Origin of the sequence: Chryseolinea sp. H1M3-3 (assembly GCF_029360725.1) — a bacterium.
Lineage (GTDB): Bacteria > Bacteroidota > Bacteroidia > Cytophagales > Cyclobacteriaceae > Chryseolinea.
In genome coordinates, this window is sequence record NZ_JARKMY010000002.1 from 91386 (window position 1) to 108349 (window position 16964).

At 42.2% G+C, this 16964-nt stretch carries 17 protein-coding genes; 13 read left to right on the forward strand and 4 right to left on the reverse strand.

Annotation, left to right across the window (positions count from 1 at the left end):
* Positions 1-58 precede the first annotated feature (58 nt).
* Entirely contained in the window at positions 59-1054 is a 996-nt protein-coding gene (gene moaA / locus P2W71_RS07755; RefSeq protein WP_276369260.1) for a GTP 3',8-cyclase MoaA, read from the reverse strand.
* A 269-nt stretch (positions 1055-1323) separates the two neighbouring features.
* On the opposite strand from moaA, the gene P2W71_RS07760 reads away from it, so the two are divergent.
* From P2W71_RS07760 to P2W71_RS07785, 6 genes are all read left to right on the forward strand, one after another.
* Positions 1324-1566, forward strand: coding sequence for a MoaD/ThiS family protein (locus P2W71_RS07760; RefSeq protein ID WP_276369262.1), 243 nt, complete (start codon positions 1324-1326; stop codon positions 1564-1566).
* An 87-nt stretch (positions 1567-1653) separates the two neighbouring features.
* Positions 1654-2082 carry a molybdenum cofactor biosynthesis protein MoaE gene (locus P2W71_RS07765; RefSeq protein WP_276369265.1) on the forward strand — a complete coding sequence of 143 codons (429 nt, stop codon included), beginning with the start codon at positions 1654-1656 and terminating at the stop codon, positions 2080-2082.
* A 342-nt stretch (positions 2083-2424) separates the two neighbouring features.
* Positions 2425-2994 carry a sigma-70 family RNA polymerase sigma factor gene (locus P2W71_RS07770; protein WP_276369268.1) on the forward strand — a complete coding sequence of 190 codons (570 nt, stop codon included), beginning with the start codon at positions 2425-2427 and terminating at the stop codon, positions 2992-2994.
* 17 nt (positions 2995-3011) lie between these two features.
* On the forward strand, positions 3012-3728 hold the full coding sequence (locus P2W71_RS07775; protein WP_276369271.1) for an energy transducer TonB: 717 nt from the start codon (positions 3012-3014) through the stop codon (positions 3726-3728).
* 4 nt (positions 3729-3732) lie between these two features.
* Positions 3733-6138: a gliding motility-associated C-terminal domain-containing protein gene (locus P2W71_RS07780; protein ID WP_276369273.1), complete on the forward strand. Its 2406-nt coding sequence runs from the start codon at positions 3733-3735 to the stop codon at positions 6136-6138.
* Between the two features lie 12 nt (positions 6139-6150).
* On the forward strand, positions 6151-7704 hold the full coding sequence (locus P2W71_RS07785) for a PorP/SprF family type IX secretion system membrane protein (protein WP_276369276.1): 1554 nt from the start codon (positions 6151-6153) through the stop codon (positions 7702-7704).
* Between the two features lie 36 nt (positions 7705-7740).
* Here the strand turns inward: P2W71_RS07785 and P2W71_RS07790 are convergent, their stop codons facing one another.
* From P2W71_RS07790 to moaC, 3 genes are read right to left on the reverse strand one after another with little or no spacing between them, the layout of a single operon-like run.
* Positions 7741-8334, reverse strand: coding sequence for a molybdenum cofactor guanylyltransferase (locus P2W71_RS07790; protein WP_276369278.1), 594 nt, complete (start codon positions 8332-8334; stop codon positions 7741-7743).
* A complete protein-coding gene (locus P2W71_RS07795) occupies positions 8331-9140 on the reverse strand; it encodes an ion transporter (RefSeq protein WP_276369281.1) in 810 nt (269 codons plus the stop codon). The genes P2W71_RS07790 and P2W71_RS07795 overlap by 4 nt, the downstream gene beginning before the upstream one ends.
* A 3-nt stretch (positions 9141-9143) precedes the next feature.
* On the reverse strand, positions 9144-9623 hold the full coding sequence (gene moaC / locus P2W71_RS07800; protein ID WP_276369284.1) for a cyclic pyranopterin monophosphate synthase MoaC: 480 nt from the start codon (positions 9621-9623) through the stop codon (positions 9144-9146).
* 65 nt (positions 9624-9688) lie between these two features.
* Here moaC and P2W71_RS07805 point away from each other — a divergent pair, with 65 nt between their 5' ends.
* The 7 genes from P2W71_RS07805 (at position 9689) to rimK (ending at position 16953) form a co-directional block, all read left to right on the forward strand.
* Entirely contained in the window at positions 9689-10888 is a 1200-nt protein-coding gene (locus P2W71_RS07805) for a molybdopterin molybdotransferase MoeA (protein ID WP_276369287.1), read from the forward strand.
* Complete coding sequence (locus tag P2W71_RS07810) at positions 10885-12213, forward strand: GntP family permease (RefSeq protein WP_276369289.1); 1329 nt, start codon at positions 10885-10887, stop codon at positions 12211-12213. The genes P2W71_RS07805 and P2W71_RS07810 overlap by 4 nt, the downstream gene beginning before the upstream one ends.
* The gene (locus tag P2W71_RS07815; protein ID WP_276369291.1) at positions 12210-13334 is read left to right on the forward strand and encodes a glycerate kinase; all 1125 of its coding nucleotides are present in this window, start codon (positions 12210-12212) and stop codon (positions 13332-13334) included. Before P2W71_RS07810 ends, P2W71_RS07815 begins: the two co-directional genes overlap by 4 nt.
* A gap of 63 nt (positions 13335-13397) precedes the next feature.
* On the forward strand, positions 13398-14729 hold the full coding sequence (ffh, locus tag P2W71_RS07820) for a signal recognition particle protein (RefSeq protein ID WP_276369293.1): 1332 nt from the start codon (positions 13398-13400) through the stop codon (positions 14727-14729).
* Positions 14730-14968: 239 nt separating this feature from the next.
* Entirely contained in the window at positions 14969-15475 is a 507-nt protein-coding gene (locus tag P2W71_RS07825; protein WP_276369295.1) for a DUF2911 domain-containing protein, read from the forward strand.
* 101 nt (positions 15476-15576) lie between these two features.
* The gene (locus P2W71_RS07830; protein WP_276369298.1) at positions 15577-16026 is read left to right on the forward strand and encodes a RimK/LysX family protein; all 450 of its coding nucleotides are present in this window, start codon (positions 15577-15579) and stop codon (positions 16024-16026) included.
* Positions 16027-16044: 18 nt separating this feature from the next.
* Positions 16045-16953, forward strand: coding sequence for a 30S ribosomal protein S6--L-glutamate ligase (gene rimK / locus P2W71_RS07835; protein WP_276369300.1), 909 nt, complete (start codon positions 16045-16047; stop codon positions 16951-16953).
* Positions 16954-16964: the final 11 nt, after the last annotated feature.

A 16964-nucleotide genomic window follows, 5' to 3' on the forward strand; every position in this document is an offset into this window, starting at 1 on the left:
TAAAACTTACCAGGGATTCCAAATTCGGAGACTGCGGTGCTGGACGGTTTTAAAGCGGTTATCCACCAATTGTCGACATCGATTCTGAGGCTGGAGATTGGTTCACCCTTTTTCTTTCGGCCTCAAAGCCATCTTTGGATCTGGAGGTGAATGCTTTTAGAAGTTGTTGCTTGATTTGTTCATCATTTGCACCATTGCGTAACAGTTGACGAACATCCAAAACTCCATCATCATATAAACAAGTTTTTAAAGTGCCCTGTGCGGTTAATCGAATCCGGTTGCAGGTGCCGCAAAAAGTACGGCTGAATGCAGCTATAACGCCGACACTTCCCGTATATCCTGGAATCTTATAATTGTATGAAGTGGAAAATGCCGCGTCAGGTATTTTGGTCAACGTTGGATAATGCTGCTCAATATATTGAAGAATCTTTCTGTAGGTCCAATTGAGTGTAGGATAATGGTTGCCTTCGCCGTTGAAAGGCATCTCCTCAATGAACCGTATATCCACGGCATTATTCCTTGAAAATTCAATCAAGGGCAGGATGTCATCAATGTTTTTTCCGTCCATAACCACAGCATTAATCTTTACGGGAATTTTATGCTCCAACAAAAGATTCAGCGTGCGCATCACCGGCTCAAATTCATCACGTCGTGTAATAGCATGAAATCTGGATTTATCCAGGGTGTCCAGGCTGAGATTCACCGATGCGATACCCAGTTTTTTTAGCTCTGGCACATAAGGAGCAGTAAGCACGCCGTTGGTAGTGAGATGCAAATCCTGGATGCCGGGAATTTCGCTGATCCTATTGATCAGTTTCATCAAATCATTCCGGACGAATGGCTCGCCGCCAGTTAACCTCACTTTTGAGATTCCCAAAGATGCCAGTATCGATATCAGGCGCTCAATTTCTTCGAATGTAAGAAGCTGTTTCTTGGGTAAATACCGGATACCTTCCTCCGGCATACAATAAAAGCATCGCAGGTTACAGCGATCCGTAACGGCCAACCGTACGTAGGTAATGGGTCTTCCGTGATTATCGTAAAGCGTTGTCAAAGGTATTTTGCGTAAGGTACAAAGTTACCGGTTCTGGTTTAAAAGTTTAAATGTTATCTATGATTCGTTTCGTGCCGTCTGTTGCCCTTTAATCGTCGATCACTGGTTGTTGGCCTGACCAAAATATTTCTTTCTGAAGCTTATTAGCCTTTTTGTGGCGCCAATTATGCAGAATTGTGACCTGCAATCGTTAACCAGACATTAACGCAAAAGCACGGAGGTAAAAACGAATTTTTAACTATTAATATTTAACTCTTTACCTTTGCGCTATGAATAAGTATCGAATTAAAGCTTTTGGGATTACCAAAGACTTACTGGGAGGTCGGGAGACTTTTATAGAAATTGAGGGCCATACCGTGGGACATTTGCGAGCTGCACTGAATGAGCGATATCCACAGTTGCTAGGTCTTCGCTCGTTATTTATTGCTGTAAATAACGACTATGCAGATGAAAATATTCAGCTAAATGACGCCGATGAAATCGCCCTTATTCCTCCCGTTAGCGGGGGGTAAATACTTTTTTTTCTTTGCGTTTTTAGGGTATTTAGTTACCTTCATTAACTCGCTGGATTTTATTGTTCAACCCAATCTTTTTCAATCATGATTAAAATCACTGAAAAGTCAATTGACGTACAGAAGATTATCGATACAGTTTCCAGCCTTGGTGCCGGTGCTGTGAATGTATTCATCGGGACTGTTCGCAATAATGCTAACGGAAAAAATGTATTGTGGCTCGAGTATGAAGCGTATGAAACAATGGCGGTGTCACAGATCAGAAAAATAATTGATGAAGCATCTCATCGGTGGCCATTGTTAGGTTGGGCAGTAAGTCATCGCATTGGTACATTAAAACCAGGTGAAACATCTGTGGTCGTTGCTGTGTCTACACCGCATCGAAAAGACTCTTTTGAAGCTTGTCAATTTATTATTGACTCCGTAAAATCTGTTGCGCCTATTTGGAAAAAAGAAGTATTTGAAGATGGCGAAGAATGGATTTCCGCGCGCCCGGCCCTGGAAATGAAAGCCTAGGTTTTTGATCGATATCCCTAAATAAAAAAGGCTCCCATCGGAGCCTTTTTTATTTGGTTATGCCAGCAGATAGGCGACGGTTGAAACAATGCCTACAGCAAGCGAAAATCCTATACTTAGTGCGATAAGCAAATCACGATGAATCGGATTTACCTGTGTTTTTACAACTGTTTTCATGGATAGTAGATTTTTTTACTAAAACGAAGATACGAAGAAAATGTTATAAACGGGCTAAAATCTTACATCGATAATACGCCATATTTGGAAAAACCGCCTTCCAATTTTGTATCTTTTTGACATTCCTGCATTTAGGTTTTGAAATTTTACCTGAAAAAAAAATTGGTGATTCAGCAAAAAGATAACCGGCAAGAGGAATCGCACGCTGAGGATTTTTTAATTAAAAGATCTCAGGCTGATCCTGAAGCCTTTAGGCCTCTTTATCAAAAGTACTTTAAGCGAATTTTTCTCTTTGTTCTTCACAGGGTGGGCGATAAGTCGTTGTCGGCAGACATCACCAGCCAGGTATTTCTAAAGGCGCTGCTTCATATAAAAAGGTTTACGTTTCGAGGATTGCCTTTTTCGGCATGGCTATTCCGAATTGCTTTAAATGAATGCAACGACTATTTCAGAAAAAACAATCGGTACCGACTTGTAACTATCGAGGATGTCAGTGTCCAGCATTTATACGAAGAGCTTACAAATGACTCACACCTCGATGATCTGCACGAACGGCTTCCTGACATTCTGCAAAAGCTTACCCAGGAAGAGCTGCAAATTATTGAACTGCGATTCTTTGAACAGCGCCCTTTTAAAGAAGTTGCCGATATCATAGGGATAACAGAGACCTACGCGAAGGTAAAAGTGTACCGGATACTGGAGAAAATGAAAAAACTTTTTCTAAAGAAGAAATGAGACAAAAGATCAGCATAATGAAACATAAAGAGAATCCTTCGGATGAAGAAATTCAAAGTTATATGAACTTTGATAGTCTCTTGGAGAAGAGAAATATCACGATACGTGCAGCTCGCACCAAATCATTTTTAAAGTGGGGAATTCCCGCGTTTGTCGTTACAGTAGCTTTGGTGTGGTTTTTTTTACGGCAAGATTATACACCTACCGTTGCAGCAACCACAAGCAAAACAACGGATTCGGTTGGTGGCACTAAAAAAACAAATTTACCTTCAGTTCCAGTGGATACAAGTAATGCTCAAAACATTGCGCGGCAGAAACATGCAGCCCGGGTGCCGTCAAAACCTGGAGCAATGTCGCAGCAAAAAGAGCAAAAGGAAACATCCCCGTCTAAGCAAATAATTGAGCCTCTGACAAAGGAATCTGAATACAAACAAGCAGAACCTGTACAGGGTTATCCTGAACTGTATAAATTCTTCAATTCCAACTTGATTTATCCAGGTGCAGCATTGAAAGATTCCATCCAAGGTATTCAGACCATTTCATTTGTTATAAACAAAGAAGGAAAGCCTGAACACATCCAAGTGGTTAATTCGTTGGGCGAACCTTTTGAAATGGAAGCAAAACGTTTAGTTGAAAACATGCCGGCGTGGAAACCGGCGACTTTGAATGGTAAACCAGTTGCAAGCAAAGTATCGCTGCCACTCACTTTTCAAATTCAAAAAATTAAAGAATAAAAAGATGAGCCGATTAATAATCGTGATGGGAATTTTCATGCTCATTCATGCCAGTGTCGTGGCGCAAACAGCTGAGCCTAATCTTGGATTACCAGACTCCATCAAACAAGTTGACACGGAATGGGTTGATCTTGACAACGACGGGCTGTTGGAGGTATTGCTATTCATGAAAACAGCAACTGCCAGAAGTTATGCTGGAATAATTAAAGGGGATAGTGTAAGTCCGTTGTCGGAGTTGAATAAAGTGTTTCCAATCTTAAACCATGGAGCACATCTGCTAGCGGATTATAACCGTGACAACGCCATAGATCTTATCATCTCTGGAGAAAAAAATGGCGTCGCATCAACATTCGTTTACCTCAACAGAGGTGCTTACAATTTTGAGAAAATAAACTCTTCACTCCCAGCGTTTTCGAAGGCAGCTTTTATGGACCTGGATAATAACGCAAGGGCTGAGCTAATTATAAGTGGTGAAGATAACAATGGCTACTTTACTAAAATCCTGAAACGCATTTCGGGAGATACATGGGTACCGGTTCACGATTCCCTTAAAATACATTGCTCAGCAATTGAAACTGTAGACGCAAATGGTGACGGTCAAATGGACTTATTCTTAAGTGGCAAGGTAAACCCTGATTCTTTGTTTACCGGATTGTTCATCAACAGAGGAAATTTTTATTTCAATATAAAAAACCAAACGGCCTTGGCGGGCCAGGCATCGCGTGGGGATTTCGACGGAGATGGTTTTTTTGAAATTTTATTGATGGCAGAAAATAAAAACGGCGAGGCTGTCACGGTAATGTATCAAAAAAATGGAGATGCATATCGTTTGAAAGATTTACCTGTGAGATTAAAAAACGGAAGATCATTTATTGCGGATTTAAATTATGATGGAATGGTCGATATAAATTATTCGGGTATCCGTGGAAATGACACGGTCAACATCCTTGAATACAGCAATGGCCAGGTAATTCCACTGCCGGATGCGCAGTTGATTAGCCATCGTTTTGGTGATATGAAACACGATGGTAATCTGGATTTACTCACCGTCAAAGATGACGCCGCTGTGGCATTAGAACTTCCAAATGTTTTGATGAAAAGCAAAAATTTCGGACCTGGTGCACCGCTTAATGCCGTTGCCCTGCCAGTATTTAACCGGGTATTTATGTATTGGGATAAACCCGCTGACGACCATACGCCGCAAAAATCGCTTACCTATGATGTATTTCTGGATGGTGCAGAAAATTATCAATCAGGGGAATTTGATTTAATGAAGGATAAACGATTGACAGTAACGCATGGAAATAACGGTACGCAAAATTTCAAACTGCTGAGAAAAGTGTCGGTAGATGGTTTGAGATTTTCAATCCAATCAGTGGATAATAGTTTTCATGCAGGTTCGGTGTGCTTGGGTGGTACAGGTGTCGGAGGATCACCATGCGCGACTATTGCAACGGAGGCGATATCTGCATGTTCAAAGGAAAAGCTGGTATTCACCTCCCCTCCGACGGCACTTTGGTTTTCATTTTCGAATGGTTTTGTAGGAATCGGCAGTGAGTTCAGCTTTGCCGATACCAAAGGAGATACGATATTTTATTACAATCCTATGGGGGAAGCTTGTTCTTTGTTGAAAGCCTGGGCGATTCAAATTAAAGACGATACGTTAAAAGTTGAGAAAAACGAAAAATATGTTTGCGCAGATGCGTCTGTTTCATTTGAAGTGGAGCCAGGGTGGGGGAATGTATTTTGGACCAGCCTGGAGCATGGGGACCTAGGTTCTTCTAACACTATCACTATTAAAGCAACAAAACCCGATTCAATAACTGTTAAATTATCTAATACTTTAGGGTGCACCATTATTCGCAAAACGGCAGTGAAACTCAGCAAGTCAGAAGTAAAAGTTGCGGTCGATCATTTCAGGATAATGAAAGGCAGCAACGTTCAGCTACAGGCCAGCGGCGCACAACGTTATATCTGGGCGCCGCCGACAGGACTTAGTCAGCCTGATGTCCCTAATCCTACAGCATCGCCTTCCGCTACGACCCAATATACGGTTACCGGATACGACTCCTTGAATTGCGCAAGTCAGGCTCAGGTAACGATTATGGTCGAAGAAACAGGTTTTATTCCCAATCTATTTTCTCCAAACAACGATGGACAAAACGATCAGCTCAAAATATACGGCTTAGTTTCTGCGCAACAATTTTCGATCAGCATCTACGATCGTGAAGGTTCGCTTGTATATAAAACTTCAAACCTACCGGAAGCACTGCAGCACGGTTGGGATGGAACAAAAAATGGATTGAAACAACCTCCAGGCGTCTACTTTTGGAAAGTGAAGGGAGCGCTTGCTTCAGGACCTCTGTTACTTAATGGGAAAGATAGTGGCTCCGTCGTACTGATTCGGTAATTACTGTGTTGCATGAAAATCATTGTCGTTAGCATATTGTTTTTTGTTTGCATCACGGCGAGTTTTGCACAGTATTTTCAATTCTCTCAATATAATTTTACGACGCAGCGAATTAACCCGGCTGAAGTAGCTAGTTCCGATAATGCCACGTTAAGTTTTGATTATCGAAACCAGGCTACAGACGGAGGTTTCCATTTAACAAGCAATGTGGTAAACGTTTCTTATCCGTTCATCTCGCCTCGAGGAAACCGATGGTCGGGCGTTGGCTTAAGTTTTATGGACGACCGGTCTGGTCAGGCAGGAATCTTTAATACGCAGGAAGCTGGATTATCGTATGCTTTGAACGTACCAATAGCTAAACTCCAAACGATATCGCTGGGGGTAAAGGCCCTTTATCAAAACCGAAAAGTGGATCTTGACGGTTTGTATACCGGTGCTCAATATGTGCCGGACAGAGGTTTCAATGAAGCTCTAGCGAGCGGTGAGAACACAGGCCAGTTCAATACTGACTTTTTTACTTTCAGTACCGGATTGTATTGGCAGAAGATCAACAAAGAAGGAACAAGGCTTGCTTATTGGGGCGTTTCCTTTTTTGATTTTAATAAGCCCAAGAATTCATTTTTGGAACAGGAGAGTCACTTGAACTCAACATTTGTTGTATCCCTGGGATTTCGAACATATCACCGGGGGAATGTAAGTATGTTTCCGGAGTTATTATATACGCGCAGTGCGTCAAACAACGTATTAAACGCCGGATTAATTACCCGGTACGATCTCAGTACTTCGCGCGAGCAAGGACCCACCCATTTAAATTTCATTACCAAATATGTGATCGGTCGGTCGGGGATAATTGGCTTACAGTTGTATAAGGAGAATCTTACCATTGGTCTTAGTTATGATTTTCCTGTTATTGTCAGAAATGTTGCCAATACAGGTGCCGTTGAAATTGGAATTGAATTGCGTAAACTGGTGATCCCGAGAAAGCGAAATATCGGAAGGTCGAAGAAAAAATTGACGCCGAGTTCGGTGAAACCTGCCGTTAAAAAAGAAGTCACCAATAAAATTCCGGTAAAGAAAGCCCCCGTCGGAAAAGATAGCCGTGCTGATTCTTTAGAAACGAAGACTATCCTTAAAGAAGACTTGACTTCAAGGTTAAAGAAAAAAAAAGATTCGGTCAATGCCAGTGCAACCACGGGTACATTTCAACATGAACCACTGATTCTGGAAAAGGCGACGCTGGACTTTAATTTTGAGTTCAATAGTGCTGACGTTAATAAGAAAACAGCCCAATACCTCGATGACCTTGCCCAAGCGTTACACGATAATCCCGAGCTAAAAATTCAGTTGGTTGGTCATACGGATAATGTTGGGTCTGAAAAATTTAATTTGAAATTATCGCATCACCGTGCGCAAAAGATCAAAGAATATCTGATAAACAAGGGCGTTGAGGAGAAAAGGATTTCTGTTGATGGAAAAGGGATGAAGGAGCCTTTGAATGACAACAGCACAGCGGAAATGCGAGCGCTTAACCGTAGGGTTGAATTAACTATTCTTTATCAAAATTGAGCTGCGTTGTCGGAGTTTCCGAATGCGGAGCGCAGATCATTCGTTTTTAAAGTTCGCTTTAAACTTCTCCAGTTCCTCCGGGCTATTGATATTAGCCAATGCATTCCGATCCGGGATTTGGATGATATGCGTATTGTACTGTTTCAAAAAATCGCGGGGGCTGATTTTTCCTTCTTTATAAAAATTCGACAGCAGCGAATGGGCGCGCGGTTCCCAAATGGCAATTAAAGGTTCAGGATTTTTTCCATCGGAGTCATAAAAGCATGTAGCTACCTTGCTGGTGTCGCGTCTACTGATCAGGTACGATATGACTTCGACATCAATTAACGGCATGTCTACTGGCACGGTGAGCCAGGCTGCAATTGAGTCATGAGCAAATGCCGTCAGGATGCCATTCAGGGGGCTCTCAAAATCAAATTTATCTGGAAGTGGATTAAAACGCGCGGGGACCGTTTGCGTAATCTTGCAAGAGGTAAATACTGCTGCGCAAAAATTTTTCAGTACTGCAAATAAATATTCGCGTTGCGAAACATTGTGATATTCGATAAGACTTTTATCCTGGCCCATCCGCAGGCTTTTGCCACCGGCTAAAATCAATCCGTTGAGTGTTCTGGCTGTTGTATGCTTCATTTCATTTCGTGAATTTCTTTCCCACAATGTGGACATACTTTGGTGTGTTTCGAACCTGCATCTTTTGTGTGTAACATTTCAAAAAAACCCGACGACAAGATACCAGCAGGCAAAGCAAGTAATCCCACCCCGGCAATAGCAAAAAGTCCACCTAAAAATTTGCCTAATGTAGTAATGGGTACGATGTCTCCATAGCCGACTGTTGTCAGTGTAGCAATGCCCCACCACATTGTTGCCGGAATGCTGCTAAATTTATCTGGCTGCGCTTCATTTTCGGCATAAAACATAATGAAAGAAATGACAACGAGGATAAATAAAATAAAAATGAAACTAAGGACCAGTTGTTCTTTACGGTCTTGTAACACCCGTTTAAAGATGCTAAGCGCATGAAGGTAGCGCGCGATTTTAAACATTCGGAACAGGGCCATTAATCTAAAGATTCGCAGGAAGCGAAGATCAATTGGCAGAAAGACGAGATAGAAAGGAAGGAAAGCTAAAAGATCGATAATGGCAAGCGGAGTAGCCATGTATTCGAGCCTTCCTCGTACGGGATCTCTGTACTTCCTGTCCTCAACGATCGAATAGACACGTGCGATGTATTCGATTGTGAAAAATATCAGTGAGTAGATTTCGAAGCCTGTAAACAGCTTGCCATATTCATTGTGAATGCTTGGAACAGAATCAAATACAATTTCAAGGATGTTTAGGATTATCGTAAGAATAACGACCAACTCAAAAATTCTTTCGATAACCCCTCCTCTTTCGTCCGGACTTAAGGTGAGGTACAGCCGCCTGCGAAATGTCATGTCTTATATGCGTTTAAAATCTTTTTTTCCACCCGACTTTGCCATTAGTTTGATTTCCTGAATTACAATATTATGAGAGAGGGCCTTGCACATATCGTATACGGTAAGTGCTGCTACGGAAGCAGCAGTAAGCGCTTCCATTTCCACGCCTGTTTTCGCGGTAACGACTGTTTCAGTTTCAATCACTATTTTACGATTTTGTACATGGATTTTTATTTGGCAATCTTCAAGACCTAACGGATGACAGAAGGGAATTAGATCTGCGGTTTTTTTTCCTCCCATTACACCTGCAATGATGGCGGTTTGAAACACAGGTCCTTTTTTGGTGATAAGTTCGTTGTTTTCAATCTTATCCAAGATCTCATCGCCAACGTCAATAATAGCTTGAGCACGCGCCCTGCGAAGTGTGATTTTTTTCTCTGAAACATTTACCATTTGTGGATTTCCATCCTTGGAAATGTGTGTAAATTGTTTTTTACTCATACTTTTAACTGGCTCACCGTTCCTTTCTCTTAGAAAATTTGGTGTGCGTAAATTAAATTAAATCTATGGTGAGTGTTGCAGAAGCTGCTGATATTATCTTTTCTAACCTTTATAAACCTGCAGTTGAAAGCGTTCCTCTGCAAAACTCCGTCAATAGAGTTCTTGCTGAAAAGATTATCGCCGACCGTGATTTTCCTCCTTTTGATCGTGTCTCGATGGATGGAATAGCTATTCAATTTCGGCAATGGGAGATTGGCCAAAAGGAGTTTGTTATTGAGTTTACCCAGGCAGCCGGAGATGAACAGAAGAAACTCCTAAATCCCGAGCATTGTGTGGAGGTCATGACCGGCGCCATGCTTCCTCAACAAACCGACACTGTAATAAGATATGAAGATTTAGAGATCACGAACAAGCGCGCTCGCCTCAAAATCGAGAAGTTGGAACTCGGACAAAATGTCCATAGAAAGGGTCTTGATTGTAAGCAGCATGATGTGTTGTTAACGCCGGGAATTTTACTCTCGCCTGCTGAAGTTGCGTTGTTAGCATCGGTAGGAAAAATAAAAGTCGACGTTTTTCAGTTACCCAAAACCGCCATTATCTCCAGCGGAGATGAATTGGTAGATGTAGGTGTTATTCCAAAAGCATTTCAGATCAGACGATCGAATACATATGCCATAGAGGCAGCCATGCATTCCATGAGTTGGAAAGCAACACAATTTCATTTCCCCGATGACAAAGAAATACTGTTAAATTCTTTGCGCACTGTTTTGAATAACTATGATGTATTAATTCTCTCCGGCGGCGTGTCAAAAGGTAAGTTTGATTACATCCCGGCGGTTTTTGAAGAGCTTGGTGTACGAAAACTTTTCCATCAGGTTAACCAGCGACCTGGAAAACCTTTTTGGTTTGGTGCCTCGAACGAAGGTAAAATTATTTTTGCCTTGCCTGGAAATCCTGTCTCGACCTACATGTGCTTTTATCGCTACATTAAACCCTGGATATCGAAAAGCATGGGAATCGATGTACCCGGCATATCAGCTACACTATCTTCAGACTTTTCGTTTGCACCGACTCTCACTTACTTTCTCCAGGTGGCAGTTAAAAGTGAACTGGGAAAATTGTCGGCTTACCCGGAGGCGGGCGGAGGATCGGGTGACTTTGTGAATTTGAAGAATGTAACGGGCTTTCTTGAATTGCCTGCCGATCAAACAGCCTTCTCAGCAGGAGAAATATTTCCTTATTTTCCGTTTCGAAACCTGGTATGAGCACGGAAGCCTGGCGAATCACCATCGGTTTGATTGTAGCTGTTAGCGGAATTATTCTTGCTACGAAACATCTCAAGTTAAATGCATTTTTCTCGTTACTATTAGCTGCTGTAGGTTATGGACTGATAACCGGAATGAGCCTCGGCGAAATTCTGCCAGTTATCCAAAACGGTTTCGGCTCATTGTTGCAACAAATTGGAATTATCGTTGCCTTGGGTTCGGTCTTGGGAATTCTTTTGGAGAAAACGGGAGCAATGGAATCCATCAGCACAGGAATATTAAAACTCTTTGGTGCCAGGCAGTCCGTATTTTCATTGTCGCTGATAGGTATGTTGGTAGGTATTCCGGTTTTTTGTGATTCTGGATTTATTATTTTATCGAGATTAATTCCTTCTCTTGCGCTGAAAACAGCTACCGCACCCGCATCTTTTACACTTGCACTTTCGTCTGGGTTATACACTACACACACCCTTGTTCCGCCCACACCCGGTCCGTTGGCTGCTGCTTCCAATCTCGGGGCAGGTGAACACCTTGGGATCATTATTTTAATAGGGATAGTTGGATCCATACCTGTTCTTTTGGTGTCTTATCTGTTTTCAAAATATAAGGGCGTCACAATTGCGTCGACAATTGATCTCACAACAACGACACAATATGTACGCGAAGTCGCCTTGAAAAAAGCATTGCTGCCTATTCTTCTCCCGATTCTGTTAATTGCAACGGCATCATTTATTAAACTTACCAATGCGCCGCAGCAAATTGTCGATGTTGCCTCGTTATTAGGTACCCCTATCGTTGCTTTATTCCTCGGGCTTCTCTGTGGTTTACTTCTGATCCGTAAGGAAGATAAGGAATTGCCAAAGTGGGTAGGTGAAGCTTTAAAGGATGCTGGAATTATTTTGCTCATCACCGGAGCTGGTGGGGCTTTTGGTGCCGTTATCAAGTCAAGTGGTGTCGATAAATTGTTATCGGAAGTTGGTTCGTCTTCACAATTGCATCCAGTTTTTGTATTACTGTTGGGCTGGACGCTGGCGGCAATTCTAAAAACCGCACAAGGGTCAACGACCTCTGCAATGATTATTGCCAGCTCATTAATTGCCCCTATAGCGTTAAGTTTTGTCGCGCCGCTGGAATTAAGTTTATTGGTGCTTGCGATTGGTGGAGGTGCCATGTGTGTTTCACATGCCAACGATTCTTATTTCTGGGTGGTCTCACAGTTTGGGGGTTTGTCAGCGCAAGACGCATTTCGTAGTTACACCTTCCTTACCTTTTTACAGGGTATTACAGTGCTAATTACATCGATCTTACTTTCTTTAGTTGTATGAAAATTCTGATTGCCCCCGATAAGTTCAAGGGTTCGCTTGATGCATTAAAAGTGTGTGAGGCCATTCAAGAAGCATTGCATGAATCCGGGAAACAAATTGAAACTACATTGATTCCAATGGCAGATGGTGGTGAAGGAACATGCGATATGCTTACATCGTTCAGTGGTGGAAAAAAAATTAAAATACCTGTAGCTGATCCCTACTTCCGGACGATTGAATGTGAATATGGAATTTCTGGAGACGGTCGCACCGCTTTCGTTGAAATGGCAGCAGCTTCAGGTTTACAACTGCTCAAACCTGAAGAACGAAATGCGTTAATGGGTACGACGTATGGTACAGGTCAGCTGATAGCCTCTGCGCTAGATCACGGGGTTACCTCCATTATTATGGGGGTTGGTGGAAGTGGAACCAACGATGCGGGTATTGGAATGGGAGAAGCGCTCGGTGCAAAATTTTTGGATGCATCAGATAAACCCTTAAAGCCTATTGGCAAGAATCTACAAGAGATTCGCAAAATAGATATTCTGAATCTCCATCCACGTATTCGGGAAGTTTCATTCACGGCCATTTGTGATGTTAGCAATCCGTTTTACGGTATTCAGGGCGCAGCGCACGTATTCGGTCCACAAAAAGGAGCAACCCCTGATGATGTTAAGTTTCTGGATGACGGGCTACGGAATTTTGCAGCGGTAGTACGCAACCAATTTGAACTGGATATAAATTTTCCAGGCGCTGGTGCCGGTGGGGGGTTGGGGGGTGGTGCGAAAGTTTTTTTTAATATTCAATTTCAATCCGGAATTGAATTCATTATGAAGTTCATTGGTTTGGAACAAAAGGTAAGGGAAAACGATCTTGTTATTTCCGGTGAAGGTAAAATGGATGAGCAAACCCTTTCCGGAAAAGTTGTTAAGGGGATCGCGGATCTATCACGACAATACCGTAAACCCTTAATCGTCATTGTTGGTAAAAACGAACTACCTATTGAAAAAACGACCTTATTGGGTGTAACCAAAGTCATCACATTAATCAATCATACGACATCGGAAGCGGAAGCTTTTCAGACTACTTATTCAGTTATCAAAAAACGGGTAAAGGACGAAGTAATTCCATTTTTTCTTTAGGGTGATGCGCCTTAACTTTGTTCGCGCAAAAAATAGAATAATCAAAAAAATAAATACTGATCCATGTTCGATAATTTAAGTGTAAAGCTGGACAAAGCCTTTCAAACGCTGAAAGGGCAGGGAAGGATCACCGAAATTAACGTTGCGACCACAGCAAAAGAAATTCGCAAGGCACTTATTGATGCCGATGTCAACTATAAAGTCGCCAAGGAGGTCACGGACGACATCAAGGAAAAAGCGATGGGCCAAAACGTGCTTACCGCTATTTCCCCAGGTCAGTTGTTGGTGAAGATCACCAGTGATGAGCTCACCGAGCTGATGGGCGGACACAGTGAGGACATCAAGATCGAAGGAAATCCTGCTGTTATTCTTATTGCCGGTCTTCAGGGATCGGGTAAAACAACTTTTTCAGGAAAACTGGCCAACTATCTTAAAAAACAAGGTCGTTCGGTGATGCTCACAGCTTGTGATATCTATCGGCCAGCGGCCATTGATCAATTAAAAGTTTTGGGCCAACAAGTTGGTGTTGAGGTGTATGCAGAACCGGATAATAAAGATGCGGTAAAAATTGCACGCGCTGCCATTGAACATGCAAAGAAAAATAACCACCGCGTGGTGATCGTTGATACCGCCGGCCGTTTGGCTGTCGATGAGGCGATGATGAATGAGATTGCTAATCTTAAAGAAGCCTTAAATCCCTCTGAGACTTTGTTCGTAGTGGATTCGATGACCGGCCAGGATGCCGTAAATACTGCTAAGGCATTCAATGATCGGTTGAATTTTGATGGTGTTGTTCTTACGAAATTGGATGGTGATACGCGCGGAGGAGCTGCTTTGTCAATACGCCGTGTCGTACAAAAGCCCATTAAATTCATGAGCCTTGGTGAAAAGATGGAGGCGATTGATCGCTTTTATCCAGAGCGTATGGCGAGCAGGATCCTGGGCATGGGTGATGTGGTTTCTTTGGTAGAAAAAGCGCAAGAGGTTTTTAATGAAGAAGAGGCTGCACGACTTAATAAGAAGCTCCGGAAAAATCAATTCGATTTCAATGACTTTTTAAGTCAACTGGAACAAGTGAAGAAGATGGGAAATATGAAGGACCTTCTGGGAATGATACCGGGAATGGGAAAAGCAATGAAGGATATCAATATTGACGACAATTCTTTCAAACCCGTAGAGGCAATTATTCGGGCAATGACCCTTGAGGAACGTGAAAACCCTGACATAATAAATGGAAGTCGCAAAAATCGAATAGCCTCAGGAAGCGGAACTTCAGTTCAGCAGGTAAACCAATTGTTGAAACAGTTTAGCGACATGCGAAAACTGATGAAAACGATGAATAAGATGGGTGGGGGTAAACGGGCATTATCGGCCATAAATCCTTTCGGGAAATAAGGGAATACCAAGGAAAGCCCTATTAACCTCCTCCGTCATTGATAATTGAGAGACAACCGGCAGCACTTATCAGTTGCGGTTCGAACTTTACAAAAAAATAATATTGGGAATAAACCAAAACTGAATTTCTGCCGTTCTTACAATAGTTTACAGGTTGTTATATAATAGGATGAGAATGCCCCGACTACTCGGGGCATTTTCACGTATATATACCCACTAAATCTCAAATGACACAAATTATGAAAAGAATTACCTTTTTAATGCTGGCGATTGCCACAGTCATCTCGTCGGTGGTTGTTGCTCAAGACAAACCACTCAGCCCTCCGGCTACTGTTGAAGGAAAAATTGGAGCTGCGAATGTCAAGATCGTGTATTCTCAACCCTCTGCAAGAGGTCGCAAAATGTTAGGCGGCAAGGAACCTTACGGACAAGTATGGAGAACCGGTGCAAATGAGGCTACCACCATTGAATTCGACAAGGCGGTAAAAATTGAAGGTAAAGATGTACCTGCTGGAAAATATTCCTTGTTCACAATACCCGGCGAAAATGAGTGGACAATTATTTTAAATAAGGAAGCAAAACAGTGGGGTGCTTATAAGTACAATGAAAAAGATGACTTATTGCGAGTGAAAGTAAAACCGACAAAAACCCCAAACTTTGTTGAAACATTTAACATCGCTTTAGGAAAAGATGAAGTACAGTTAAAATGGGAAAACACGGCAGTTGCCTTTAAGGTGAAAGCTTAAATTTTGTTAAACTATTAATATTAATTAATGTTTATAATTAAGAGTCTCGCTTGCTAGCGGGACTTTTTTATTTTACGCATCTTCACACCGTTAAAAGGAATATGGATATTCTAGGCCGTTATGATCGGGTTGACCTGCCAGATTTAGGATTGTTCGACATACATGCAAAAATTGATACGGGTGCATATACATCCAGTTTGCACTGTCACCATGTACATATCGTAGATGGCATGCTCGAATTCATTTTATTGGACGAAGAGCATTCAGAGTTTACGGGAACAAAACTGAAATTTTCGGAATTTGCATTGCGTGATGTCAAGAATTCTTTCGGAGAAATTGAAAGCCGTTTTGTTATTGTAACAACGTTAAAAATTTTTAATCAAGAAATAACTGAAGAATTTTCTCTTTGTAACAGAGGTTCCCTTAAATTTCCCATATTGATCGGACGGAAGATTTTACGCGACAGATTTCTTATCGATGTGAAGAAAAAAAATCTTTCCTACAGGCATAAGCGCAGCCAAAGAATTCAACTGCGCAAAAAACAATCTTAATCTTTAACACTTCATTTCATGCGAGTTGCTATTCTATCCAGGAACCCAAAGCTGTATTCTACGCGGCGTCTAAAGGAGGCCGGTGAAGCACGCGGCCATAAGGTGGAGGTGATTGATCACATGAAATGTGTTCTCTTTATCGAAAAGAAAAATCCCGTAGTATTGTACCAAGGCAAGCGCCTGGATTATTTTGACGCCATCATACCGCGCATCGGAGCGTCCGTTACTTTTTACGGTGCTGCTGTTGTACGGCAATTTGAAATGATGAAAGTATTTACAGCGGTGGAATCGCAGGCTTTGATTCGCTCGCGCGATAAATTGCGAAGTCTGCAAATACTTTCGCGTGCAGGGCTCGGGTTGCCTAAGACAATTTTTATGGACTACTCGCGTGAAACAGAAGGTATCGTCGAAGCTGTTGGCGGAGCGCCCGTGATCATCAAATTACTGGAAGGTACGCAAGGGCTGGGTGTCGTTTTGGCTGAAAATAAAAAAGCCGCTAAATCTGTGATTGAAGCTTTTCATGGATTGCACGCCAGAATAATTGTGCAAGAGTTTATCAAGGAGGCAAAGGGTGCGGACCTACGTGCCTTTGTTGTTAATGGAGAGGTGGTTGGAGCCATGCGTCGACAAGCACGTGAAGGAGAATTCAGATCGAACTTGCATCGTGGAGGAACTGCCAAAGTTGTTAAACTTACTAAATCAGAAAAACAAGCCGCAATCATGGCTGCAAAAAAGATGGGGCTGGCCGTGGCAGGTGTCGATATGCTGCCGTCTCACAGAGGTCCCTTGATTCTTGAAGTCAATTCGAGTCCCGGGCTGGAAGGCATTGAAGGTGCTACCAAAGTCGACATCGCCGGAAAGATTTTTCAGTTCCTGGAAAAACACGCAGGGAAGAAAAAAATTCAAAAGGATAAAATCAACGCATAATATACTTTTTG